The organism is Pseudomonas moorei, assembly GCF_008801475.1.
Classification (GTDB): domain Bacteria; phylum Pseudomonadota; class Gammaproteobacteria; order Pseudomonadales; family Pseudomonadaceae; genus Aquipseudomonas; species Aquipseudomonas moorei.
The window spans coordinates 136,333-159,931 of record NZ_VZPP01000006.1 but is presented as its reverse complement, the minus strand read 5'-3'; the positions used below and the strand labels follow the sequence as shown (position 1 = coordinate 159,931).

Sequence of the window (23,599 nt, the reverse complement as noted above, 5' to 3'; positions counted from 1 at the left end):
TGCATCCTTCTAGTGCGGTGTGGCGGAGGGGAAACAAAAGCCAGGCGCTGCGCCGGGCTTCTCCTCAACGTTCTGCTCATGAGAGGGTACTGGCACCCATGGCACCCCGCCTGACCCGATGCACTACTTTTGCTTATGCAGGTACTTTTGTATTGCATCAACTTCAAGCTTGCTGGGCATTGCACCATTGTCAGATTTGAAACTCGTTCCAGCCCAATGCGGCATTGGCGCTTTCAAGGGTTTTCCATGGTCGTCGATCCCGCTCAGTACCGCTCGCTCGAAGACCTTTGATTTCCATTCACTGGCATCTCCGGCCAGCCTGGGGGCTGAGCTTCCCATCCCTCGAGCGCCGTGACAGACACTGCAGTTTTCCTGGAAAAGCATTTCTCCATCGGGTGTCGAGGCTATTGCCGATGAGCAAGTGAGCAGGGCTATGAGTGTTACAAATGCGCCTTTCATTTTGGGCTCCTGGCGGCCCGGCAGTGACGTTAGCTGCTTCAGGGGCGCTATGTGAGCGTAGCAGCAGGCGAGGGTGGCGCAGGCGGAGAAAGTGAAGGAAAAGAAAAGCCCGGCGTCGACCGGGCTTTTGGGAGTTGGTGAGGCGATCAGCTTTGTTCTGCCTTTGGCCAGCGCCTGAGTATGGCGCAGGTTGAAGTACGTTCACGGTCAGGCGGGCGACAGGTCCACAGGGGGCGCACTGTCAAGTGCGGTTAGAGTGAGTAACCCACCACCTGACCGAGGTTGCTCTCCTGTACGCCTGCAATAAGGTGCAGCGAGACATGCTGTTGCGCATCTTTGCACGGGATTTCGATACTGCCCACCACATGAAGCGTTCGCTCACTCAGCGCGGTCGTCTCTTCCTCCTTTGCCTTGGCCATTCTCGCGTGGTTCGCTGCGATTTCATTGAGAGTAGACACGTTACATCTCCGGTGACTGACCAAGCGTATCGCTGGAGTCCTTAAGCGTTGAATTGAGGCGCAGCCGCGTCAGAATTATGTCGTTCTGGGGCGCTACGTCGGGCCTGTGCAAACCCTAAGCCAGACATGGGGCTTGGGGGGTCGCTGCGTTTTCATTTACGACGAAAGGTTGTGTCCCGGGCATTCGACGCAGGACCACGCTATCGGTACTTGATGACGATCCCTTTAAGCTTGCGCCCCTCAATGGTCTTTACATCCCGGGCCCATAGCGGCCCGTTGACATAAGCCCCCACCGCTTGAATATGGTCATAGACCACCACCACCGCATCGCCACCGAGCTTGGCCGCCTCATCCCGCAGTTTTTCTTCTACCTGGGTGATGGGCGGTGCGGGATCGACGCTGGCGTCGATCAATATTTCACCCAATCGAACATGTGGGCGCAGCGGCTCGGTACGCAGTACGACCACTTCACTGGGCAGCGTTGGCGCAGGATGCTCGACTCCGACATAAGCGGTCGTCTGGGCGTCGACGGTTGCGCACCCGCTGAGAACCAGCAGGGTGGCGGTCAGCCCGCCAGCCAGAAGCGACAGTTTCAATCGGGTGGACCATGACAGGTCATGGACTGGCATAGGGGATCCTCCGAAAGGTCGCTGCTATGCGGGTGACTATTTGACGGTAGCAGACGGCCCGAGAGTTGCCAGCAAGCCCAACCTCTCAAGGTTGGGCTTTTTCATGCCTTGAACATCGCCGATCAGCAGGACTTTCTCACTGATCCTTTTCGCAGTTGACCATCCACGACACGCCAAAACGGTCTACCAGCATGCCAAAACGTGCCGCCCAAAACGTGGTGTCCAAGGGCATTTGCACGCTGCCGCCTTCCGACAGTGCAGTGAAGACCCGCTCGGCCTCGGCGATGCTGTCGACGTTGAGGGAAATCGAGCAACCGCTCATGTCGTCCACCGGGCGGTCGGGCGTGGTGTCCGAGCCCATGAGCACTTGATCGCCCACCAGCAGGCGGGTGTGAATGATCAGGTTGTGCAGGTCTTTGGGCATCTGCTCGCCGACAGGGGTTTCACCGAAAGTCGTCATGGCTTCGATTCGGCCCTGCAGGCTTTGGGCGTAGAAGGTGAATGCGGTTTTGCAGTCGCCATTGAAGATGAGGTAGGGATTGATTTTCATGGTTCGGCTCCCGGTCATTGAAGGTGTGCATCGGATTGGACGAAGGGTTCGACGGCAAAATTCCGATGGCATTGACCCGGCAAGCAAAGCGCTAAATCGGCGTGGGAGCCTGGGTTTTTTTAGATGTTTTCTCGATAGAGGAGGCCAGGCTTATTGCCTCGTTTGCACGGCGTGGCGCCAGCAGGCGTTCAATGGCACCGCTGACCATGCTTTCGAGCAACTCGTGGTGCTCATGCTCATCGAGGGCGTGAGCGGTCAACCAGGTCGGAGCACTGTTGAGCAGCGCAGCAATGGCGTGACCGGCCGCCAACTGGCCCGACTCACTGAACCGCGAGCGGGCACCGAGCATCAGCAGTAACCTGCGCTCGTACTGCTCGCGCAGTTGCTGAACCCGAACCTGTTGCTCTTCGTTCAGGCAACCGCTGTCGCGCTCGACCAGACGGAAATGCCATGGCATGTCGCGATGCAGATTCAGGTGCGCGCGGATCAGGTTGTTCAGTCGATCGCGTTTGTTCGGGGCCTTTTTCTCGATGCGCCCGAGGGTGGCCAACAGCTCTTCGTAGAACTCCTCGATCAAATCGAGCAGCAAGTGCTGTTTGCTCGGGTAATGGTGATACAACGAGCCCGGGGACAACCCCAGGCACGTGGCGAGCTCACGCATGCCGACCTGACCGAAACCTTTGCTGGCAAACAGCTCCAGCACCTTGTCCCGGTATTCGGCGAAACGCGAGCAACGCTCAGGCATAGGCATGGAAGCCACGCCCCGTCTTGCGTCCCAGGTAACCGGCGGCGACCATTTCCTTGAGCAGTGGCGCCGGGCGGTACTTGCTATCGTTGAAGCCCTCGTAGAAGGCCTCCATGATCGCCAGCAGGGTGTCCAGGCCGATCAGGTCCGCCAGGGCCAACGGGCCGATGGGCTGGTTGCAACCCAGGCGCATGCCGGCATCGATGTCTTCGGCGCTGGCCAGGCCTTCCTGAAGCACCAGGATGGCTTCGTTGATCATCGGCACCAAAATCCGGTTAACCACAAACCCCGGACGGTTGCCGGCGGTGATCGCGGTTTTGCCAAGCCTGGTCGCCATCTCCAGTGCCAGGGCGTGGGTGGCGTCGCTGGTTTGCAGGCCGCGAATCACTTCGATCAGCCCCATCACCGGCACCGGATTGAAGAAGTGCAGGCCGATGAAACGCTCAGGCTGGCTGACGCTGGCGGCGAGTTGGGTGATCGACAGCGACGAGGTGTTGGAAGCGATTACACAGTCGGTGCTGACCTGGGCCGCGATCTGTTGCAGCACACGCAGTTTAAGATCGAGGTTCTCGGTAGCCGCTTCGATCACCAGTTGTGCGCCTTGCAGGCTGGCGTAATCGGTGCTGGTACGGATCTTGTCGAGGGCGGCGAGTTTTTGCTCGGGCGTCAGGGTTTCTTTGGCGATTTGCCGATCGAGATTTTTGCCAACGGTCGCGAGCGCTTTTTGCAGCGCGTTCTCGGAGATATCGATCAAGGTCACGCTGAAACCGGCCAGGGCGCAGACTTGCGCAATGCCGTTGCCCATGGTGCCTGCGCCAATCACGCCAATGTTTTGCAGATTCATCTTGCCGTCCTTCCGGTCAAACCTTGCAATACCTTGGCCGCGGTCACGGCCGAAGGCGTACTATTGGCAGCGAGTCTAGAGCTGGCAGGGCGGTTGTCCTATGCCGAAACTGTTCAACGGCGCTGGTGTTTTTTGCCATTTCGGGTGATGGGGAGAGAAGCGTTCACATGCGGGAAAAGGACTCGGTGGCCGCCTACTTCGTGCAGGCAATGCTCCACGGGATGGGCGACGATGCGCAGCGAGTGCAGGCCGTGCTCGAACAGGCGGGCATCGATCCGGCGGTGATCGGGCAACCCACGGCGCGGGTGCCGGCCAATGCATTTGCGGCGTTGTGGCTGATCCAGATCCGCGAACTGAACGATGAGTTCTTCGGGCTCGACGCCCACGGCATGCCACCGGGGGCATTCGCTCTGATTTGCCGGGCGTTGATTCAGGAGCCCGATCTGCACAAGGCCATGCGCCAGTGCCTGGCGAATTTCGCGCTGTTCCTCTGCGACTTTCGCGGCACCCTGACGGTGCGCGGCAAGCGTGCCGTCATCAGCCTCGACAGCCATTCGGCCAACGAAGAGGCCAGCCGCTTCGGCGAAGAAACCTTTCTGGTGCTGATGATCAGCCTGCTGTGCTGGCTCGGTGGCCGGCGCATTCCGATCGACCGCGCCGACTTTCGCCACGCGCGCCTGTCACTGAGCGACGACCGCCTGCTCTGGGGACCCAATCTGACCTTTGGCGCCGAGCGCACCGAAATCGAGTTCGCCAGTCACTACCTGCGTCTGCCGGTGGTTCAGGACCTGGCGTCGCTCAAAGTGTTCCTGCGTACCGCGCCGCAGTGGCTGGTGATCCGCTTCCGCAACCAGCATGGCCTGGCGTCCCAGGTGCATCAGCGCTTGCGCTCCAGTCACTACAGTGATTGGCCGACCCTGCAGGCCTTCGCCCTCGAGCAGCATTTGAGCCCCAGCACCTTCCGCCGGAAACTCGAGCGTGAAGGCTGTTCCTATCAAGAGATCAAGGACGAAGTACGGCGTGCCGTGGCATTCGAGCAATTGCGTGAAAGCCGGGCGAGCATCAGTGACATCGCCGAGCAGTTGGGCTTTCAGGAACCCAGTGCGTTCCACCGCGCGTTCAAGAAATGGACGGGTGAAAGTCCGGGACGCTATCGGGCGCGGTATCAGGGAGAAAGAGCTGACGTGGTGGCGGAGCTGGGGGCGTGAGTCCTGTTCTTGAACGCTTCACCTCGCTAGTCGACCAGGCCCGACGTGCCCTGCTGCTGGTCTGGGGCACCTCACGCGGGTTGTTTCTCGGCCTGGTGCTGGCGACGCTGATTGCCGGCGTTCTTCCGGCACTGGCGGCCTGGCTGGGGCAGCGCATCGTCGACGCCGTAGTGTTCGCCATGCAGTTGCATGCGCAACAGGGCAGTGCGCCGCTGTGGCCGGTGGTGCGTTATGTGCTGATGGAGGCGGGTGTGTTGGCATTGCTGTCCGCCACCCAGCGTGCGCTGTCGGTCCAGCAGTCGCTGTTGCGTGTGCAATTGGGGCAGAAGGTCAACACGATGATTCTGGAAAAGGCCCAGACCTTGTCACTGGTGCAGTTCGAGAATTCCGAGTTCTACGACAAGCTGGTACGGGTGCGCCGCGAAGCCTCGACCCGGCCGCTGGCGCTGGTGATGAAGTCGTTGGGGTTGATCCAGAACCTGATCCTGCTGACCAGCTTCGGTGTGCTGCTGGTGCATTTTTCGCCGTGGGCGCTGGTGCTGTTGGTGGTGGGGGCATTGCCGGTGTTTTTTGCCGAGGCGCATTTTTCCGGAGACGCCTTCCGCCTGTTTACCCGCCGTGCGCCAGAGAGCCGGCAACAGAACTACATCGAGACGCTGCTCTCCCACGAGGGCTACATCAAGGAGGTCAAACTGTTCGGTTTCGCGCCGCTGTTGTTGCAGCGCTACCGCGATACCTTCGCCCGTCTCTACGCCGAAGACCGGCGCCTGACCCTGCGCCGTGACGGTTGGGGATTCGTCCTCGGTTTACTGGGCACCGGGGCGTTTTATCTGGCGTATGCCTGGGTGGTGGTCGACACGGTGCACGGCAGTATCAGCCTCGGGCAGATGACCATGTACCTGGTGTTGTTCAAGCAGGGGCAGACGGCGGTGAGCAGCAGCCTGAGCGCTATCAGCGGGCTGTACGAAGATGGCCTCTATCTCTCCAGCCTCTACGAGTACCTGGCCGAACCGGTGGTGGCGGATACCGGCCACCTCACCGTTGGCGCGGTGCCCGGCGATGGCTTGCGTTTCGAGAATGTCGGGTTTCGTTACCCGGGCGCCAGTCGCGCTGCGCTGGAAGGCATTGATCTGCACCTTGTCCCTGGCCATAGCCTGGCGCTGGTGGGGGAGAATGGCTCGGGCAAGACCACCCTGATCAAACTGCTGACCCGCTTATACCGGCCCGACCAGGGGCGCATTCTGCTCGACGGTAGCGATTTGCAGACCTGGGAGGAAGACGCATTGCGTCGGCGCATTGGCGTGATTTTCCAGGATTACATTCGCTACCAGTTCTCCGTCGGCGAGAACATCGGCGTGGGCGACACCCTGGCCTTCAACGATCAACAGCGCTGGCAGGAGGCCGCTGCCGAGGGCATGGCCGCGCCCTTTATCGAGCGCCTGGATCGCGGCTATGCCACACAACTGGGGCGCTGGTTTGCCGGTGGCCAGGAGCTGTCCGGCGGGCAGTGGCAGAAGATCGCCTTGTCCCGCGCGTACATGCGCCGCGATGCCGATATCCTGATTCTGGACGAGCCGACCTCGGCGCTCGATCCGGCGGCGGAAGCCGCGGTGTTCGAGCATTTCAGCCAGCACACCCAGGGCCGCATGACCTTGTTGATTTCCCACCGTTTTTCCAGTGTGCGTAACGCCGATCACATCATCGTCCTCGATCAGGGGAAGATCCTTGAACGTGGCGATCATGAGCAACTGCTGGCGGGTGGCGGGCGCTATGCGCAGTTGTTTGACTTGCAGGCGCGGGGTTATCGCTGAGTCATGAATGTTTTGCAGTAACAGCTAACTATAAATACCTGCTTCATTGTTCGGAATTCTCATGCCTGGTTACGCAACATCCGTTGATAACAGATCTGCGCGAATGAAACGTTCGGCACGTTAGGGCCTCCCACCCCTGAAGCTTCTTTTCCTTGAATCTGGATCAGCCAATACCCCAGGTTGTATTCAGCGTCCCACTGATAGTAATACTTGCCACTGCGGGTCCAGAACGGGGCAGATTTAAGACGGCCATGACAGCTACCCAACTCAATGTCTTGCGTCGCACTGCCTGTGCTGTCCGTTATAAGAGGAAAGTCGATCTCGCCCGCTCCCTTGTTCAATTTCAAAGTCGCCGTAGCGCCTTCGAGCGAATGCCCTGTCGAATCCGCCAATCGGACCGACCAGTTCAAGATTTTATAGGCCTGGGTGGTTGCCCAGTAGAGCGGCAGCTCACCGGCGTCGCCGCGGACGCGACTGTCGGCGTAATAGGGTGCTGAACCAAATTCAATTTTGTAGGTGCTGCCCAGCACGAAAGGGGCGGAGGGTGTCTTCGAAATGCGAACCTGAATCTCCTGATTCGGTTGTAAGTCGGATACCGTCAAGTGTTCTCCCCAAGGAAAAGTGAGCCAAGTGCCATTGAGATTGTATTCCAGAGTGAGTAGTGAACCTTTGCGCTCTTTTGCATGAATCCACACGTTTTGCCCCCGAACCGCCGTGAAGCTGTAATGCTTCACATCTGTTTCGTCAGCCAGACTGTCTTCCAAGGTGTTCAATTTGTCGGGCAGTGCCGTTGTCGCCGTCGGAATTTTAGAGGCGATGTCCGGAATAGCCGAGGCGCTCAAAAAAGACATCGCCGGTGCCATGCCGGCCGCCAGGAATATTCCCCAAAACAACAATACCGAGCGTATCCCGATATTTTTAAAGCAAGTAATCCACATGATGACGTTCTCGTAATTTAATCAGATGCCAGAAGTAAAAGTTCTGAAGCAGTTGTGCCCAAGCAGGCATCTGTATTTGAACGTTCTCCTCTTTGTAAAAGGCGGTACATATTTATCGCTGGCGTTACAGCAGGCTTTTATCTTGATCAGCAACGAGCTGATAGAAAATACCTACTCCTTTTTCGGATTTTTCCTACGCGTTTATCAGGTCACCCATTTCCCGTTCTGGCCGTTATGCAACATGGAATCCCCATGAGGAGTAGTTGATATGAATATAAATACCGCTGCATCTTTTCAAATGCCCTGCCCGAAAAGGGTGAAGGCAAGCACTGAGCAAAATCAACCAGACTCAGTAGAAAAGCCGGTGATTGAAGAGAGGGTGAGGTTGGCCATCGAGAAACTCCAGGCTCCTGCTGTTACAGGCCTCACCATGGATGACTTGGAAGCGGTAGAGGACTTTATTGAAAAGTCCCCTTTAGGTGCCGGGTACGTTGGCCTATACACTCGGATTGATAGCTTTAGATTTACAATCCTTTGGGCAAAAGAATGCCGCGCAGCGGATGCGCTCAAAACAATTGACGGTATATACACCGACTTCAAAGCAAATCTGCACAGCCTATGGCCCAAGTTGGCGGACAAAGCATTCGGCTACACGGTGGCCGAAGACGGGCAGTTGCAAGTCACTGCGCCGCCAAACATGCTGACGGCCTGGGAACAGGACACGTTGAATACCCTGTTAAACGAGAGAAAGGACCTCCAGTCCTTGAGTTTCAATCACGCCAAAGCGGTGATCGAGCTGGTCCAGCTGGATAAAAAACAGTTCGAGGGCAAGGTGACGCTGGACCTGACCAACTTCCACAGGTTGATTGACTATGGATTGTTATTGAACAAAGGCGCGCTGGACCTGAGATCAACGGACTCCTGGCTGGATCAGCTATATAAAAAAGCCAAAGAGGAACCGATCGAGAAGAAGCAGGGGCTGCACATTCAGGTCTGATTCGTTGATCAAGCCCGGCAAAGCGAGTTCGAATAGAGCTTTGCCGGCTGCATGACCGGCCTAGCTGGCCCTCATCAAGCCGTCGAGTGCCTGGCGATACTGGCTACCCCCCAGGCTCATGCTGTTGTTGTGCGTACCGCCAGGAATCAGCAACAAACGCTTGGGTTGATTGGCGGCATTGAACAGCTGCTGGCTGAATCGCGACGGCATGAACGGGTCGGCCAGGCCATGGACCACCAGCAACGGCATGTCGATGTCGACGATCTTGTCGATGGAGTCGAACTTTTGCGACAGCAGCCAGCGCACGGGCAGCCAGTGGACTGGCAAATTATTGTCGGCGACTTCTGCCACGGCATCGCCCAGCGAGGTGAAGGTCGACTCGATCACCAGGCCGCGTACCGGTACCGGAATGTGCTGCTGTTTCGCTTGCGCAGCCAAATCTGCCGCGAGGTCGATGGCCACCGCGCCGCCCAGGGAATGACCGTAGATCAAACGCTTGCCCGGGTCCGGTTGCATCGCGGTGAAACGCTCCCAGGCGGCTCGGGCGTCTTCGTAAACGCTGGCCTCCGACGGCAGGTCACCGTGGCTCTGGCCGAACCCCCGGTAATCGATAGCCAGCACCGAGTAACCCATGGCGCGCAATTGCTCGATGCGAAACGCCTGGCCGGTGAGGTTCCAGCGCACGCCGTGCAGGTAGAGGATCGCCGGCGCATCGCGGCGCGCCGCCGGCCACCACCAGGCATGCAGGTTCTGCCCGGCCTTGAAGCTGGCGGGCTTGATATCAAATTCCTCGACGTCCTGCGGCAGGCCGCGATACCAGCCGGCAGTGCCCGGCTCGATGCGAAACAGCAGCTCGCGCTCTTTGTACCTGAGCGCCCCGCAACTCACCGGCAGGCCGACGATCAACGCGGCCATGCACAGCAGCGACAGCCACCGTGGGCGCAAGCGGGAGAGAAAAGCAGAGGACATCGGGTGATCTACCGGCACAGACATGGAGCCCGCGTTTTAACAGATGTGTGCCGGCAGCAGGGATAAATTCGACTTGTGGGAGCGAGCTTGCTCGCGATGAGGCCGTGACATTCAACATCCATGTCAACGGCCAGGCCGCTTTCGCGAGCAGGCACGCGCCCACAGGGATTTGCGTTGCTTTCAGTCCACGCGCAGCACGATCTTGCCGATGTGCTCGCCACCTTCCATCCGGGTGTGGGCCTGTGCCGCCTCGGTAAGGGCATAAACCTTGTCGATCATCGGCAGGCAACGACCAGCTTCCAGCACGGGCCAGACGTACTCGCGCAGCTGTTCGGCGATCGAGGCTTTTTCTTCCCGGGTGCGAGCGCGCAACAGCGAGCCGGTGATCACCGCGCGCTTGCCCATGATCGCCAGCAGGTCGACGTCCTTGGCGTGAGCACCACCGAGAAAGCCGAGCATCACCAGTCGGCCCTCCATGCCCAATGCCGCGATGTTCTGGTTCAGGTACGAACCGCCCATGATGTCGAGAATGACATTAACCCCCTTGCCGGCGGTTTTTTCCTGAATGACCTGGACGAAGTCCTGATCACGATAGTTGATGGCTTCGGCCCCCAATTGACGGATCGCCGCACACTTGTCCTCGCTGCCCGCGGTGGCGAATGCCTTGACCCCGAACTCGCGGCACAGCATCAGCGCGGTGGTGCCGATGCCGCTGGTGCCACCGTGAATCAGGGCTCGCTGGCCTTTGCTGGCGCCACCCATGTCGAACAGATTGGCCCACACCGTGAAGAAGGTTTCCGGGACCGCTGCCGCTTGCACCCAGTCCATGCCCTCGGGAATCGGTAGCGTCTGGCTGGCCGGGACCGCGCAATATTGGGCATACCCGCCACCGTTGGTCAGCGCGCAGACTTTGTCGCCGACGATGAAGTCATTGACCCCTGAACCGATGGCGACCACTTCACCGGCCACCTCCAGCCCCGGAATCGGGCTCATGCCGGGTTTCATCGGGTACTTGCCGGCGCGCTGAATCACATCGGGGCGATTGACCCCGGCCGCGTGCACGCGGATCAGCACTTCACCAGCGCCCACGGCAGGCAAGGGCACCTGTCGCGGTTGCAGGACTTCGGGAGCACCAGGCTGGGTGATTTCAATCTGGGTCATGGTTTGGGGGAGGGTCATGATGAATACCTGTTGTGATGACAAAAAAATTTCGGTTCGACGTGTTGAGTCAGTGTGAAGCTTGCTAGCTCCCACATGGGTTTTGCGTTGTTCATGCAGCGCTCGGTTTGATGCAGCCGCCATCATTCGGTTGACCCAGTAAACGCACCACCAACTCCAACAGCAATGCAACAACAATAGCCCCGGCCGCGATCACGAACATCAGTGCATGATGACCGCCACTGGCGTTGAACAGTGCCGAGTAGGCAAAACCGGCGATGGCCTGGAAGGTGGCGAAGGACACGGTGGCGCGACTCCAGGCGACCTGCTGCTGGTGATGCCCGGGAATCAGTTCGTGAACCCGCGCCAGGGCCAGCGGCACGATGCCGGGCGGGAACGAACCGAGTATCACCGCCAGCAAGGCCAGTGCCCAAAAGGCGCTGGAGATCGACAGCAGACCGACGGCAATCGCTTGCACCAACAACACCAGTCGAATGCCCGACTTCGCCCCCAGTTGGTCGGCCAGAAAGCCGTAGCTCACCGGCCCGACAATCGCCCCCAGGCCGTACATCACCCAAATCAGTGCGCCCACGTGTTGCCCGGCACCGAGCCCGCGGGCCACGTAATCGACCAGGAACACCATGGCCGGCACCAACCCGGCGGCCATGAAGGCGTACTGGGCGAATAGCAGGTAGACGCTCGGGTTTGTCGCCGTTGCCGCAGTCTTGAGCGGCACGGTTGCTGCGTCATGGGGTGTGGCGGCCGGCCAGGCAAACCAGCTGGCAGCGGTCAGGACCAGCGCCAGCAAGCCGAGACCGAGCCAGGTTTGTTGCAGTCCAAGGCTCAGCAGTGGCGGAACGATCGTCCCCGAGCCGGCGATGCCCAGGCCGATACCGAGAAAGATCGCGCCGCTGGCCAGGCCTTTGCGCGAGGCCGGTACATGTGGCAACACCGTGGACGCCACCAGCACCATGATCGCGCCGCCGGCAATGCCGGACAGCAAGCGCCAGGCGAAAAACCAGCCCACCGACAATGGAAAGGCACAGGCGAAAAACGCCAGGGTCACCGCCAGCATCATCAACCGCAGCGCGGTGTTGTTGGAGGTGCGCCGAGCCAGTGGGTGGCCGATCAGCGCGCCGATCAGGTAGCCCACCAGGTTGGCGGCGCCGAGGAACACCACGTCGGTGGCGCTAAACCAATGGGCCTGGATCAGCGAGGGGATCAACGGCGTGTAGGCAAATCGCGCCAGACCGATGCTGACCAGGCTGGCGCAGAGTCCGGCGAAGATCGGCAGCCAGATCGCGCTGCGAGGTGCATCGGCGGAAGTTGAAAGGCGGGTCATGGGGGTTGTCCTTCAGGTTTACTCTGGAGCCAGCATAACGGGATTTTTTGATGCAATAATGCTGCGATTTCACGTTGCTACGATGCATAAATGCATCGCTCTGGAGGCCTCATGAATTGGGATGACGCACGGGTGTTTCTTGCGGTCTGCCGCGAATCGACGCTGCGCGGTGCCGCGCGGGTGCTGGGGGTGGATCAAGCCACCGTAGGGCGGCGGATCACGGCGCTGGAGAAGTCCTTGAGCGCGACGCTGTTCCTGCGCACCTCAGAAGGCTATGCCCTGACAGCGGTGGGTGAGGCGGCCATGCGAGCGGTGGAGAAAATGGAGCTTTCGGCACTGGAACTGGAGCGCCGGATCCAGGGCCTCGATGATCGGCTCACCGGTACGGTACGCGTCACCACCACCGACTCCCTGGCCATCGACTTTCTGATTCCGGCCGTGGCCCGTCTGCATCAACAGCATCCCGACGTACGGGTGCAACTGGACGCTTCGACTCAATTCCTCAGCCTGGCCAAACGCGAAGCCGACATCGCCGTGCGCAACATCCGGCCGGATAACCCCGACCTGATTGCCCGGCGAATCGCCCGCTGGCCAGTGGGCCTGTTCGCCTCACGGGAATATGTGGACGCCCACGGCGTGCCGGAACCGGGAACGGCCTTCGAGGGGCATGATCTGGTGGTGTATCAGCCGTACTTGCAGGGCGGCAAAGACATGAGCCTGGTCAGCGAACCCCTGGGGCGTGGGCGGATTGTCGCCAGCCTGAGCTCCAGTCTGTTGGTCCGCCGCTCCATCGCTGCGGGAATCGGGGTGGGGGAAATTCCGGTGTACGTGGGGGAGAGGGACGGGCTGGTCCGGCTTTGGCCGGAGCGGACGCGGCCGCTGCCCTATGACGTCTGGCTGGTAACCCACGCGGACTTGCGGCATACCGCCCGGGTACGGGCGGTGATTGATGAGATTGTCGCGGGGTTTGCAGGGACGGGGGAATAAACGGTGGCCAGGGAGCAAGCTCCCTGGCCATACCGGCGATGTTCAAGGGATTTCCGGCAATTCCTGCGGACGCAGATCGAACACCAGGACTTCGGCATCCACGCCGTTGCTCAGGGTCAACAGCTGTTCCTCGCGAACCCGCACGCCATCGCCTTCCTGCAACGACAAGCCGTTGAGTTCGACACTGCCCCGAGCCACGTGCACGTAGGCATAGCGGTTGGCGGCCAGTTCCAGGGTCGCGCTTTCCTTGCCATCGATCAGTCCTGCGTACACCCGCGCATCCTGACGCACTTTCAACGAACCCTTGGCGCCGTCGGGGGAGATGATCAGCTGCAAGCGACCACGCTTTTTCTGCGTGCTGAAGTGCTCCTGTTGGTAGCGTGGCTTGGCGCCGCTGACTTCCGGCACGATCCAGATTTGCAGAAAGTGCACGGGCCGGCTGTCCGAATGATTGTATTCACTGTGCGCCACGCCGCTGCCGGCGCTCATCAACTGCACGTCGCCGGGGCGGATCACCGAGCCGGTGCCCAGGGTGTCCTTGTGTTCCAGCGCGCCTTCGAGCACATAGGAGAAAATCTCCATGTCGCGGTGCGGGTGCTGGCCGAAGCCCTTGCCGGCCGCCACGCGGTCATCGTTGATCACCAACAGGTCGGAGAAACCCTGTTCCCGCGGGTTGCGGTAGTTGGCGAAGGAGAAGGTATGGAACGACTTCAACCAACCGTGATTGGCGGCGCCGCGTTCCGAGGCTTTGCGAAGGGTCAGCATGATGAAATCTCCTGTGGGGACGTTGATTCGTCCGAGTGAGGAGAAGGTTAATGTTTATTAATCGATGCAATAAGTAGATGGAAATTGAAATACTGTCTCTCTCAGGTTGACAGTTTTGCGAAGTTTATCACCGACGTCAGCCGTGAATTTGGCCATAATGCTTAGCACACCTTTTTAATGTCGGGCGCGAACCCGGTGGGAGCGGGCTTGCTCCGGGCGGCGTTGCGACGATGGCGGTATAACCGTCACTTTCACGATTGAATGTGAAATCGTTTCGTGAGCAAGCTCGCTCCCACAAAGGGTTGTGCAGGTCCATCTTCGTTTTGATCTCAGTGATATTGAACCCATGAAAACAGTGGCAATGGTGCTGTTCCCCAACTTTCTCCTGCTCGACATGGCCGGGCCGATGGAAGTGTTTTCCATTGCCAATCGCTATCTCAAACCCGACGACCACTACGTGCTGACGACCCTTGGCACCGAGCCCGGCGCGCTACGGGCGTCCAACGGCGTGAAGGTGCAGGCCGACATGCCTGTCGACCAGGCCTGCGACGGCTTTGATTTGCTGCTGGTGCCAGGTGGCCCCGGTGCCTACAACGAAAAACATCCACCCTTGCTCGAGTGGCTCAAGTGCAACGTCAGTCGATCCCGAACCTATGGCTCGATCTGCACCGGGGCGTTCGTGCTGGGCCATGCCGGTTTGCTCGACGGCTATCGCGTGACCACCCACTGGCACTACACCGAGCGCCTGATCAAGGGCTTCCCCAGGGCCACTGTCGAGACTGACCAGATCTACGTTCAGGACCGTAACCTCATCACCTCCGGCGGGGTGACCGCCGGCATCGACCTGGCGCTGGCGGTGGTCGCCCAGGACCATGGCAAGAAAGTCGCCCAGGACGTGGCCAAAGTGCTGCTGGTGGTGATGAAGCGCCAGGGCGGTCAGGCGCAGTTCAGCCCGTTGATGGCGGCGGTAGCCCCCCATGAAACAGCCATCACCCGGGTGCAGAACCATGTCCTCGAACACCTCGACGAAGCCTTCAGCATCGAGCGCATGGCCAGCCTGGCCACCATGAGCCCACGGCATTTCGCCAGGGTGTTTGCCCGGGAAGTCAACATGACGCCCATGGAATTTCTGCAAAGCGCCCGCATCGACTGTGCCCGCAACCTCCTGGAAACCAGCGAGTTGCCGCTCAAGACCGTGGCGTTCAAGAGTGGCTTTGGCAGCGTGCGGCACATGCGTTTTCTGTTCAGCGAGAAGCTTGGCCTGACCCCGACCCAGTACCGTGAGCAGTTCAGCTAGCCCGTGTCCGTCGCGCGCACCGTAATGGCCGTGACGCTCCCCCTGTGGCAGTTGTACCGTCATCGAGGCCTGCCAAGATACCTCTGAACTCATTGCAAGGAAGGTACGGAGCCTGGATGGACTCGCGTGCCGAGCAGGTTTCCAGCAGGTGAAGATGTATGAATAGCCTCAGAGATATCAACGGCGAATCGGTGCTGCACTTCGGCCCCTTTGTGTTCCATCTGAATCAGCGCCTGGTCGTGGAAGGCGATCGGCCGTTGCGCCTGGGCGGACGGGCCCTGGATATATTGCAGGTGCTGGTCGAGCACGCCGGCTCTGTGGTCAGCAAAGACGAGCTGATCGCTCAGGTCTGGCCAAGGTCGGTGGTCGAGGAAATCAACCTGCGCGTGCACATCGCCGCGCTGCGACGGGCTTTTCGTGACGGGCAGAACGGTCACTCCTACATCGTCAACATTCCCCAGCGCGGTTACAGCTTTGTCGCGCCGGTGCAACAGGTCGCGGCGACCGCGTCCGTCGCCTTCGAAAACCTGCATAAACCCCAGCACAACCTGCCCGCGCGCCTGACACCGGTCACCGGTCGCGATGCAGTGGTCGGCAGTCTGGTACGGCAGTTGCCGGTACGACGCTTTATGACCCTGGTCGGGCCCTGCGGCATCGGCAAGACCACCGTCGCCGTGCGGGTCGCTGAACTGCTGCTGGAGCATTACCGTGACGGTGTGTGGCGGGTGGATCTGGCGTTGATCGATGACCCGGCGCAAGTGGTCGATCATCTGATGCGCACCCTGGAGCTGGAGACCGGCACCGACCTCGATGCACTGGGGCAATGGCATGCACTGCTGGTCCTCGATAACTGCGAGCACCTGCTTGAGCGCTGCCGGACACTGGTCGAAGCAATGCTGATCGCGGCACCCCGATTGTCGATTCTTGCCACCAGCCGCGAGCCGCTGCTGGCCACGGGCGAATCAATCTTGCTGTTGCCACCGCTCTTGGTCCCGAAAGCATCGGCGCTGGGCAGTGTCGACGAGGTCATGGGCTATTCGGCGGTCCAACTGTTCGTCAGCTGTGCCCGAGCCCGCCAACAAGGCTTTGCCCTGCGCGAACAGGACCTCAAGGCGGTACGCGAAATCTGTCGGCGCCTCGACGGCTTGCCCCTGGCGATAGAGCTGGCGGCGGCGCAGATTGATGCGCTGGCGTTGGTGGGGCTGCAAGCCCAGCTGGACAACTGTTTTCAACTGCTGACCCAAGGGCGGCGCACTGCGGTGCCGCGTCACCAGACATTGAAGGCTGCCCTGGACTGGAGTTATGAGCGGCTCAGCCCCGTGGAGCAACTCTTGCTGCAGCGTCTGGCGGTGTTCAAGTCGGCGTTCACCCTGGAAGCGGCGATGGGCGTGGTCAGTTGCGCAACCTTGTTGCCCGCCCACCTGCGCCACGTGATGGAAGGCCTGGCGCTCAAATCGCTGCTGTCGCGCGAACAGGTCAACGGACTGACGCGCTACCGCTTTCTCAACACCACCCGCCGCTATGCACTGGAGAAACTCGAACTCAGTGGCGCCTTGCGCACCTTCGAAAGGCGTTACGCCACTTACATCGCCCAGGTACACCCGCCATCAGGCCGACAAGTGTTCCTGCAACTCGCCGAGTAGACGCTCAACAGCGATCAGGTCCGGCGTGGCATAGCCTTCGGTAAAGCGCTGGTAGATCGGCGCCAGCAGCTCATGGGCTTGCCGGTAGCGTCCCTGGCGCTGCCAAAGCCGCGCCAGCGAAGTGGCGCTGCGCAATTCCCAGGCCAGGGCCCCCTGGTGCTTCGCGACATTGAGTGCCCTGATCAGCACGCTCTCGGCCGCGTCGTTGCTCACCGGACCATCGGCTGCCAGCAGCGCGTCGGCCCGGGCCCGCAGAATCTCCGCCGTGCTCCAGCCCGCCGCGCCGGTGTCGGCGCGTTGCAGCAAATCGTCGTCGATGAACGTGCTGTCCAGCGTGACCATGATTTCCTTGATCAACCCTGCACCCGGGCCTGACAACGCCGGCGCATCGGCACGATGGATGACCCGTGCATAGTGCTGAGCCCAGGAATGGAACAGATGCACCGAGTGTTTTTGCGCCTGTTCCAGCAACAGGTGCAGGAGCTCGCAGGCAGTGCGGCTGTCGCCGTTGTAGTGGGCGATCAGGCAACCCGACAGCGCCAGGGTGTAGCAGATGGACGTGCCGTGATTGATTTGCAGCGCAATGTCCAGCGCCTGTCGGGCGGTGCGCCAGGCCTGTTCCGGTTGGCCCTGGATCCAGAGGATGCGCGCGAGGATGGTCAGGGCGGCAACGCTCTGGTCGTATTGCACGCCAAAACCATGGGTGAAGCGGTTGAGATGGCCGCTGTGGGCCATGCGCTGGATCACCTCTTCGGCATTCACCCGTGCCCGTTGCTGATCCCCGGCAAAGTGCAGGGCCAGCACTCGCAGGCGATGGGTGCTGAGGTCCAGCAGCGCATCGCCATTCAGCCCCAGGCGGTCGAATTGCTGGCTCTGTTCCAGGGCCATTTGATAGTTGCCGCAACTGAGATTGACTGCCAGGTACCCGGATACCGCACGCAGTTGCCCGGCCACATCGTTGCACTGCCTGGCCAGGGCCCGGGCGCTGACGAAGGCCTCGATGGTTTCCGGCGTGCCGCCCTGAGCGTGATAACAGGCGCTGCCCAAGGCCAGTTTCAGGGACATCTTCAAGCGCGGGCAGGGCTCGGGCGCGGCATCGAGCAAGGCCAGCGCCCGGCGCACGTACCCGCCGTGCTCCTTGAGCAGCGACAGCTCCTGCCACAGTGGCGTCGAGGTCGCGGTCAGGCGGATTGCCAGGGCGTGCGGTCCCTGGGCCGACAATCCCCAATCGAGCGCCGAGCGAATGTCTTCCAGGCCTCGGGCATAGCGCTCGATCCACAGGCCGGTGGGGATCAGCTCCCAGTCGTTTTGCGCCTGATGCATCAAGGCCAGGCAGCGTTCGGCATGGCGTTCGCGGGTGGCGGGCAATTCGCCGGCCTGTTCGAGTTTCTCCAGGGCATAGTTGCGCGTGGTGTCGAGCAGGCGGTAGAACACCTCTTCGTCACCGACGTCCACGTTCAGCAGGGATTTGGCCACCAGTTGCGTGATCGAGCCAAATACCTCGCGCGAATCCACCTGTTCGCCGACGATCACCGCCGCGGCCGACGCCAGGGTAAAGCCGCCACGGAACACCCCGAGACGGCGCAGGCAGGTCTGTTCGCAGGCACTGAGCAGGTCGAAGCTCCAGTCCAGGGTGGCACGCAGGGTCTGATGCCGGCCCAGGGGACTCTGGTTGTGCGAGGTGAGCAAGCGAAAGCTGCCTTGCAGTTGCCTGAGCAACCCGTCGAGACCGAGGCTGGCGACTTGCGCGGCCGCCAGTTCCAGCGCCAGCGGGATGCCATCGAGGCGACGGCAGATATCGATGACCACGGGCAGTTCGGCATCGGTCAGTTCGAAGCTGTCATGGCTGGCCATGGCCCGTTCGACGAACAGTTGCAGCGCCGAGAAGGCCAGGGCCTGGGTGCGGTCCAGCACGGCGATGGGAGGAGGGCAGTCCAGGGAGTCCAGGCGCTGAACGAATTCGCCTTCGGCCCGCAGGCACTCGCGGCTGGTGGCCAGGATGTGCAGTTGCGGCGCGCCACGCAGCAGGCTTTCACACAGCAGTGCCACGCTGTCGATCAGGTGTTCGCAATTGTCGATGACCAGCAGCATCTGGCGTTCGCGCAGGAAGGTGGCGAGGTTGTTCAAGGGTTCTGCATCATGCAGGGACAGCTCAAGCAGCGTTGCCAGGTGACCGGTGATCATTGACGGATCGTTGATCGGCGCCAGGTCCAGCAGGCGAATCCCGTCCCGGTAGCGACCGATCAACTGTTCGGCGACCCGCAGGGCCACGGTGGTCTTGCCGATCCCGCCGGGGCCGACCAGGGTGATGAAACGCTGGCGCGGCAGGTGTGTCATCAGACTGTCGACCAGGGCTTGCCGGCCGATCATGCGGGTGCGGCGAAGCGGCAGGTTATGGCTGCTCGATTCCACCGGCTCGCCTGGCCGGTCGGGCTCGATATGCTCCAGCGAAAACGGCGCGACAAAGCTGTAGCCGCGCTGGGCCACGGTGACGATATAGCGCTGACCGGCCTGACCGTCGCCCAGCGCCTTGCGCAGGGCGGCCATGTGCACCCGCAGGTTGATTTCTTCCACCACGCTGTCGGGCCAGATCTCGGTCATCAGGTGTTGCTTGCTGACCACATTCCCGGCGTGCTCCAGCAGGATCAACAGGATGTCCATGGCCCGCCGGCCCAGGCGCAGGGGGCGGTCGGCCTCCATCACCAGGCGTTGTCCGGGGTAGATCCTGTAGGGTCCGAATTGGACCGCCTGTTCGGGGGAAAGGGTCAACGTTCACTCCTGATTGCATCCGTCTAGTACGCGGCTTTCGAACATGTTTATCAGGTTATTTCCCGAACGCAATGCACGATTTGGGTGACTGCACGGTGCCAGTATCGACCGATGTTTTCACCAGCCCATCGTCCGGTCCCGTGCTGATTGGGCGCGAGGCAGACAACGGTGCGGTCGAGGCTTTTGGCGCGCCAGGAAAAATTAACAACGTTTAACTCGTCCTGGGTCCGCTCTACACCCAAAACTCTCACCCTGTGAGCGTTGTCGTCGACTGCGAACCGTAGATTTTAGCTGCAAAAATCTAGCGCAGCCTGCGGTAAGGCCTACATGGATTTTGCCTGTCTGGAGGACACCGCAATGAGCAAGGTGGTCGTGGTCTATCACAGCGGCTACGGGCACACCCGGGTCATGGCCGAAGCCGTGGCTCAAGGGGTGGAGCGGCACCTGGGCAGCACCTGCCGGCTGATTGCGGTCGAAGAAGTCGACGAGTACTGGGAGCACTTGCACCAGGCTGACGCGATCATTTTCGGCGCCCCGACCTACATGGGCAGCGCCTCTGCGGCCTTCAAGGGCTTCATGGAAGCCACGGCCGCGTTTTACCTGGCGCAGCCGTGGCGCGACAAGCTGGCCGCCGGCTTCACCAATTCCGGCTGCCTGTGCGGCGACAAACTCAACACCTTGCTTCAGATGGCCGTGTTCGCCGCCCAGCATTCGATGATCTGGGTCGGCCTCGACCTGTTGCCCGCTCGCTCCGGCACGGGCGTGTTCGACGGGCAACTGAACCGGCTGGGCAGCTCGCTGGGCGCCATGGCCCAGTCGAATGTCGAACAGTCCCCCGACCTGGCGCCGCCCCCTGAAGACCGCTGCACCGCCGCCCACCTGGGTGAGCGAGTGGCGCGGCTGGCCGAGCGCATGGCACGTCCATCCCATTGATTCACCCCAAACCCCACGTAAAGGAGCACGCCTTATGAGCACGTTCACCACCCGCGACGGCACCGAGATTTACTACAAGGACTGGGGCACCGGTCAGCCGATAGTCTTCAGCCACGGTTGGCCGCTGAATGCCGACAGCTGGGAATCGCAAATGATCTTCCTGGCGTCCAAGGGCTACCGCGTCATCGCCCACGATCGCCGAGGGCATGGCCGTTCCAGCCAGCCATGGTTCGGCAACGACATGGACACCTACGCTGATGACCTGGCGCAACTGATCGAACACCTGGATTTAAGCGACGCCGTGCTGTTCGGCTTCTCCACCGGTGGTGGCGAAGTGGCGCGCTATATCGGTCGTCATGGCACCGACCGGGTGGCCAAGGCCGGGCTGATCTCCTCGGTGCCGCCGCTGATGCTCAAGACGGCGGCCAACCCCGGTGGGCTGCCGATTGAAGTGTTCGACGGTATTCGTCAGGCCTCACTGGCAGACCGCTCGCAACTCTACAAGGACCTCGCCAGCGGTCCGTTCTTCGGCTTCAACAAACCGGATGCCAAGCCATCCCAAGGCATGATCGACTGGTTCTGGATGCAGGGCATGACCGCCGGCCACAAGAACGCCTACGACTGCATCAAGGCGTTTTCGGAAACCGACTTCACCGAGGATTTGAAGAAGTTCGACGTGCCGACCCTGGTGGTGCATGGCGACGCCGATCAGGTGGTGCCGATCGAAGCGGCGGGCATCGCATCGGCCGGTCTGGTGAAAGGTTCCACGCTGAAGATCTACCCCGGCGCGCCCCATGGCTTGACGGACACCCACAAGGATCAACTGAACGCCGATTTGCTGGCCTTTCTGAAGGGTTGAGTCCCGGTCAACCACTGCAGGGTTGCGACGCAATACAGCAACCCTGCAGCAACCCGGCTTGCCGGCGATGGCGATCATGAAATCGCCACCGCCGGCAAGTCGGGTTCCTACAGGGACAGGTGATGAACGGCGCGTACCACCCGACAACGCCAGGCAAACGGATTGATGCCTTCGCTGCGGGTGAACATGTGGCAGAAGTGCGCCTGATCGCAAAAGCCGCATTCGAGGCTGATTTGCGTGAGGCTCAGGTCCGTATGCTGAATCAACAGCTTGGCCCGGGCGATGCGCTGTTGGCGAATCCATTCCTGGGGCGAATGGCCGGTGCTGCATTTGAACGCACGGGAGAAATGACTGCGCGAGAGGGCGCAGGCCCGGGCCAGTTCGCTGACTTCCAGGCTGTCGCCGAGGCGATCGAGGATCAATTGTTTCACCAGCCGTTCGCGCTGCGGGCTGAGGCCGCCACTGCTGGTGTTGCACGGTTCGCTGAGCGGGGCGCGGGCGAGGGTTTGCTGTGAGTGAGCCATGTCCAATGTCCGTGTCGGTGGGAAGGCACTGGCAAACGGTTTGTTTGCCAGTGCCTTCCCTCTGGAAGAAAAACAGCTCTGCGCAGAGGTTTTCATTCTTGGGTGCGGCCCAGTGGCTGACGAGTTAAACGTTGTTAATTCCTCCTGCGCGAAGCGGGCGGTTTTGAGTAAAGTCAGAGACAATCATTGCCTTCGCGCCTGGCTCAACACACACACACACAAGGGAACCGTGCCCATGAACCGCAACGATCTGCGCCGTGTAGACATGAATCTGCTGGTGATTTTCGAAGCCTTGATGTTCGAAAAAAACCTCACCCGCGTAGCGGAAAAACTGTTCATGGGCCAGCCGGCGGTGAGTGCTGCCCTGGGACGGTTGCGCGACCTGTTCGATGACCCGCTGTTGTTGCGCAATGGCCGTGGCATGGAGCCGACCGCGCGGGCGCTGGCAATTCTCAAGGAGCTGCAACCGGCGATGGACACCATCTCCGGGGCGGTCAGCCGGGCCAAGGAATTTGACCCCACGACCAGTTGCGATGTGTTTCGTATCGGCCTGTCGGACGATGCCGAGTTCGGCTTGTTCCCGCCGCTGTTGCGCCAGTTGCAGGAAGAGGCGCCGGGGATTGTCGTGGTCGTGCGCCGGGCCAATTACCTGTTGATGCCGGCGTTGCTGGCATCGGGGGAAATCTCCGTGGGCGTGAGCTACACCACGGACCTGCCGGCCAATGCCAAGCGCAAGAAACTGCGCGACATTCCCTGCAAAGTGCTGCGTGGCGACAAGCGGCCGGGGACCCTGACCCTGGATGAATATTGCGAGCGGCCCCATGCCATGGTGTCGTTTTCCGGGGACCTGAGCGGCAACATCGATCTGGACCTGGCCAAGCTCGGACGTACCCGCCGGGTAGTGTTGGGAGTGCCGCAGTTCAGTGGCTTGCGCGCGTTGCTCGCCGGTACCGAGATGATCGCCACCGTGCCGGACTATGCGGCCTGCGCATTGGTGGAAGGCTGTGGCTTGCGGGCCGAAGATCCGCCGTTTCCCATCGACGCGGCGCAACTGTCGATGGCCTGGAGCGGGGTGCATGACAATGATCCGGCGGAGCGCTGGTTGCGTTCGCGGATCGGTCAGTTCATGTCGGTGCCGTTGCCGGTTCCGGCTTGATCGTGGTTGCGTCTGATCCACTGTAGGCGCTGGCTTGTCGGGGCGCCGCATCGCAGCGATGGCGGCCTGACAGCCGACCTGTGTGTTGTTGACCGCGTACATATCCGTTGCTGCGGTAACGGCGGCTTAGGGTTTCGCCCTTACGGCGACTTACTTTTTTTTCAAACCCCTCCAAAAAAAAGATAAGCAAAAAAAGGCTCGCCCCGAGCGTCCGGCCCCTCGCTTAGGCTCGGCGTTCCTTCGCTGCGGTATCCATCCGGGGACACTGCCCTCCGGTTGGCTTCGCTTCAACCTACATGCAGCGTGTTCGACTGCGTCGAACGGCGCTGCGCGCCACTCCCCGGATGCACACCTCCACTCAGCCTCCCGAAGGGGCGGGTAGATCAAAAGCTGCAGGCGAGCTAACGCTCGGCCTGATGAGTGGTGAAGAGCGGGTGGGGGGCGCTGCTGTGCTTTTCTGTAGGAGCGAGCCTGCTCGCGATGAACGTCCGGGCAACGCGGGCATTGAGACAACCCGCGTCATCGTTGACGATGGCGACCTCACAGCCGACCAAAATT

General features: G+C 60.9%; 22 protein-coding genes. 9 read left to right on the top strand and 13 right to left on the bottom strand.

The genetic code is table 11. The annotated features are described in order from the left end of the window. Window positions 1-123 precede the first annotated feature (123 nt). From F7R06_RS13035 to F7R06_RS13010, 6 genes are all read right to left on the bottom strand, one after another. Entirely contained in the window at window positions 124-459 is a 336-nt protein-coding gene (locus F7R06_RS13035; RefSeq protein ID WP_090319124.1) for a c-type cytochrome, read from the bottom strand. Between the two features lie 251 nt (window positions 460-710). Further along, window positions 711-917, bottom strand: a complete 207-nt coding sequence (locus F7R06_RS13030; RefSeq protein WP_090319127.1) for a hypothetical protein — start codon at window positions 915-917, stop codon at window positions 711-713. Between the two features lie 200 nt (window positions 918-1,117). Then, on the bottom strand, window positions 1,118-1,546 hold the full coding sequence (locus F7R06_RS13025) for a YajG family lipoprotein (protein ID WP_090319130.1): 429 nt from the start codon (window positions 1,544-1,546) through the stop codon (window positions 1,118-1,120). A gap of 136 nt (window positions 1,547-1,682) precedes the next feature. Continuing rightward, window positions 1,683-2,096, bottom strand: a complete 414-nt coding sequence (locus F7R06_RS13020; protein ID WP_090319133.1) for a VOC family protein — start codon at window positions 2,094-2,096, stop codon at window positions 1,683-1,685. A gap of 91 nt (window positions 2,097-2,187) precedes the next feature. Continuing rightward, window positions 2,188-2,847 (bottom strand): TetR/AcrR family transcriptional regulator, encoded by a 660-nt coding sequence (locus tag F7R06_RS13015; protein ID WP_090319136.1) that lies wholly within the window; start codon window positions 2,845-2,847, stop codon window positions 2,188-2,190. Then, the gene (locus F7R06_RS13010; RefSeq protein ID WP_090319140.1) at window positions 2,834-3,685 is read right to left on the bottom strand and encodes a 3-hydroxybutyryl-CoA dehydrogenase; all 852 of its coding nucleotides are present in this window, start codon (window positions 3,683-3,685) and stop codon (window positions 2,834-2,836) included. The genes F7R06_RS13015 and F7R06_RS13010 overlap by 14 nt, the downstream gene beginning before the upstream one ends. Before the next feature lie 167 nt (window positions 3,686-3,852). Here F7R06_RS13010 and F7R06_RS13005 point away from each other — a divergent pair, with 167 nt between their 5' ends. After that, window positions 3,853-4,893 (top strand): AraC family transcriptional regulator, encoded by a 1,041-nt coding sequence (locus F7R06_RS13005; RefSeq protein WP_090319142.1) that lies wholly within the window; start codon window positions 3,853-3,855, stop codon window positions 4,891-4,893. Then, window positions 4,890-6,704, top strand: coding sequence for an ABC transporter ATP-binding protein (locus F7R06_RS13000; protein ID WP_090319144.1), 1,815 nt, complete (start codon window positions 4,890-4,892; stop codon window positions 6,702-6,704). The genes F7R06_RS13005 and F7R06_RS13000 overlap by 4 nt, the downstream gene beginning before the upstream one ends. Before the next feature lie 59 nt (window positions 6,705-6,763). Here F7R06_RS13000 and F7R06_RS12995 read toward each other — a convergent pair whose 3' ends face one another. Beyond that, window positions 6,764-7,642, bottom strand: coding sequence for a hypothetical protein (locus tag F7R06_RS12995; protein ID WP_090319146.1), 879 nt, complete (start codon window positions 7,640-7,642; stop codon window positions 6,764-6,766). 268 nt (window positions 7,643-7,910) lie between these two features. Here F7R06_RS12995 and F7R06_RS12990 point away from each other — a divergent pair, with 268 nt between their 5' ends. Then, window positions 7,911-8,639, top strand: a complete 729-nt coding sequence (locus tag F7R06_RS12990) for a hypothetical protein (RefSeq protein ID WP_090319151.1) — start codon at window positions 7,911-7,913, stop codon at window positions 8,637-8,639. A gap of 60 nt (window positions 8,640-8,699) precedes the next feature. Here the strand turns inward: F7R06_RS12990 and F7R06_RS12985 are convergent, their stop codons facing one another. The 3 genes from F7R06_RS12985 to F7R06_RS12975 form a co-directional block, all read right to left on the bottom strand. Beyond that, complete coding sequence (locus tag F7R06_RS12985) at window positions 8,700-9,608, bottom strand: alpha/beta hydrolase (RefSeq protein WP_090319155.1); 909 nt, start codon at window positions 9,606-9,608, stop codon at window positions 8,700-8,702. A 180-nt stretch (window positions 9,609-9,788) separates the two neighbouring features. Next, window positions 9,789-10,787 carry an NAD(P)H-quinone oxidoreductase gene (locus F7R06_RS12980; protein WP_090319158.1) on the bottom strand — a complete coding sequence of 333 codons (999 nt, stop codon included), beginning with the start codon at window positions 10,785-10,787 and terminating at the stop codon, window positions 9,789-9,791. 91 nt (window positions 10,788-10,878) lie between these two features. Further along, entirely contained in the window at window positions 10,879-12,108 is a 1,230-nt protein-coding gene (locus tag F7R06_RS12975; protein WP_090319161.1) for a YbfB/YjiJ family MFS transporter, read from the bottom strand. A gap of 111 nt (window positions 12,109-12,219) precedes the next feature. On the opposite strand from F7R06_RS12975, the gene F7R06_RS12970 reads away from it, so the two are divergent. Beyond that, complete coding sequence (locus F7R06_RS12970; RefSeq protein WP_090319164.1) at window positions 12,220-13,095, top strand: LysR family transcriptional regulator; 876 nt, start codon at window positions 12,220-12,222, stop codon at window positions 13,093-13,095. Between the two features lie 42 nt (window positions 13,096-13,137). Here the strand turns inward: F7R06_RS12970 and F7R06_RS12965 are convergent, their stop codons facing one another. Further along, window positions 13,138-13,860, bottom strand: a complete 723-nt coding sequence (locus tag F7R06_RS12965) for a pirin family protein (protein ID WP_090319167.1) — start codon at window positions 13,858-13,860, stop codon at window positions 13,138-13,140. A gap of 346 nt (window positions 13,861-14,206) precedes the next feature. On the opposite strand from F7R06_RS12965, the gene F7R06_RS12960 reads away from it, so the two are divergent. Together F7R06_RS12960 and F7R06_RS12955 are read left to right on the top strand one after the other, a co-directional pair. Further along, on the top strand, window positions 14,207-15,157 hold the full coding sequence (locus F7R06_RS12960) for a GlxA family transcriptional regulator (RefSeq protein WP_090319170.1): 951 nt from the start codon (window positions 14,207-14,209) through the stop codon (window positions 15,155-15,157). Window positions 15,158-15,315: 158 nt separating this feature from the next. Next, window positions 15,316-16,800: an ATP-binding protein gene (locus F7R06_RS12955; protein WP_090319173.1), complete on the top strand. Its 1,485-nt coding sequence runs from the start codon at window positions 15,316-15,318 to the stop codon at window positions 16,798-16,800. Here the strand turns inward: F7R06_RS12955 and F7R06_RS12950 are convergent. Continuing rightward, a complete protein-coding gene (locus tag F7R06_RS12950) occupies window positions 16,765-19,569 on the bottom strand; it encodes an ATP-binding protein (protein ID WP_090319176.1) in 2,805 nt (934 codons plus the stop codon). The two genes, F7R06_RS12955 and F7R06_RS12950, sit on opposite strands and share 36 nt — an antisense overlap. Before the next feature lie 357 nt (window positions 19,570-19,926). Here F7R06_RS12950 and F7R06_RS12945 point away from each other — a divergent pair, with 357 nt between their 5' ends. Together F7R06_RS12945 and F7R06_RS12940 are read left to right on the top strand one after the other, a co-directional pair. After that, entirely contained in the window at window positions 19,927-20,502 is a 576-nt protein-coding gene (locus tag F7R06_RS12945; RefSeq protein ID WP_090319179.1) for a flavodoxin family protein, read from the top strand. 34 nt (window positions 20,503-20,536) lie between these two features. Then, a complete protein-coding gene (locus F7R06_RS12940) occupies window positions 20,537-21,361 on the top strand; it encodes an alpha/beta fold hydrolase (RefSeq protein WP_090319182.1) in 825 nt (274 codons plus the stop codon). 107 nt (window positions 21,362-21,468) lie between these two features. Here F7R06_RS12940 and F7R06_RS12935 read toward each other — a convergent pair whose 3' ends face one another. Next, complete coding sequence (locus F7R06_RS12935) at window positions 21,469-21,885, bottom strand: helix-turn-helix domain-containing protein (RefSeq protein WP_090319185.1); 417 nt, start codon at window positions 21,883-21,885, stop codon at window positions 21,469-21,471. Window positions 21,886-22,120: 235 nt separating this feature from the next. On the opposite strand from F7R06_RS12935, the gene F7R06_RS12930 reads away from it, so the two are divergent. Continuing rightward, window positions 22,121-23,041: a LysR family transcriptional regulator gene (locus tag F7R06_RS12930; protein ID WP_090319188.1), complete on the top strand. Its 921-nt coding sequence runs from the start codon at window positions 22,121-22,123 to the stop codon at window positions 23,039-23,041. Window positions 23,042-23,599 lie beyond the last annotated feature (558 nt).

Excerpts from the sequence above, each read along its gene's own strand:
- F7R06_RS13035 (WP_090319124.1), bottom strand. The coding sequence starts at position 459 with ATGAAAGGCGCATTTGTAACACTCATAGCCCTGCTCACTTGCTCATCG.
- F7R06_RS13025 (WP_090319130.1), bottom strand. The coding sequence starts at position 1,546 with ATGCCAGTCCATGACCTGTCATGGTCCACCCGATTGAAACTGTCGCTT.
- F7R06_RS13020 (WP_090319133.1), bottom strand. The coding sequence starts at position 2,096 with ATGAAAATCAATCCCTACCTCATCTTCAATGGCGACTGCAAAACCGCA.
- F7R06_RS13015 (WP_090319136.1), bottom strand. The coding sequence starts at position 2,847 with ATGCCTATGCCTGAGCGTTGCTCGCGTTTCGCCGAATACCGGGACAAG.
- F7R06_RS13010 (WP_090319140.1), bottom strand. The coding sequence starts at position 3,685 with ATGAATCTGCAAAACATTGGCGTGATTGGCGCAGGCACCATGGGCAAC.
- F7R06_RS13005 (WP_090319142.1), top strand. The coding sequence starts at position 3,853 with ATGCGGGAAAAGGACTCGGTGGCCGCCTACTTCGTGCAGGCAATGCTC.
- F7R06_RS12995 (WP_090319146.1), bottom strand. The coding sequence starts at position 7,642 with ATGTGGATTACTTGCTTTAAAAATATCGGGATACGCTCGGTATTGTTG.
- F7R06_RS12990 (WP_090319151.1), top strand. The coding sequence starts at position 7,911 with ATGAATATAAATACCGCTGCATCTTTTCAAATGCCCTGCCCGAAAAGG.
- F7R06_RS12985 (WP_090319155.1), bottom strand. The coding sequence starts at position 9,608 with ATGTCCTCTGCTTTTCTCTCCCGCTTGCGCCCACGGTGGCTGTCGCTG.
- F7R06_RS12980 (WP_090319158.1), bottom strand. The coding sequence starts at position 10,787 with ATGACCCTCCCCCAAACCATGACCCAGATTGAAATCACCCAGCCTGGT.
- F7R06_RS12975 (WP_090319161.1), bottom strand. The coding sequence starts at position 12,108 with ATGACCCGCCTTTCAACTTCCGCCGATGCACCTCGCAGCGCGATCTGG.
- F7R06_RS12970 (WP_090319164.1), top strand. The coding sequence starts at position 12,220 with ATGAATTGGGATGACGCACGGGTGTTTCTTGCGGTCTGCCGCGAATCG.
- F7R06_RS12965 (WP_090319167.1), bottom strand. The coding sequence starts at position 13,860 with ATGCTGACCCTTCGCAAAGCCTCGGAACGCGGCGCCGCCAATCACGGT.
- F7R06_RS12960 (WP_090319170.1), top strand. The coding sequence starts at position 14,207 with ATGAAAACAGTGGCAATGGTGCTGTTCCCCAACTTTCTCCTGCTCGAC.
- F7R06_RS12955 (WP_090319173.1), top strand. The coding sequence starts at position 15,316 with ATGAATAGCCTCAGAGATATCAACGGCGAATCGGTGCTGCACTTCGGC.
- F7R06_RS12945 (WP_090319179.1), top strand. The coding sequence starts at position 19,927 with ATGAGCAAGGTGGTCGTGGTCTATCACAGCGGCTACGGGCACACCCGG.
- F7R06_RS12940 (WP_090319182.1), top strand. The coding sequence starts at position 20,537 with ATGAGCACGTTCACCACCCGCGACGGCACCGAGATTTACTACAAGGAC.
- F7R06_RS12935 (WP_090319185.1), bottom strand. The coding sequence starts at position 21,885 with ATGGCTCACTCACAGCAAACCCTCGCCCGCGCCCCGCTCAGCGAACCG.
- F7R06_RS12930 (WP_090319188.1), top strand. The coding sequence starts at position 22,121 with ATGAACCGCAACGATCTGCGCCGTGTAGACATGAATCTGCTGGTGATT.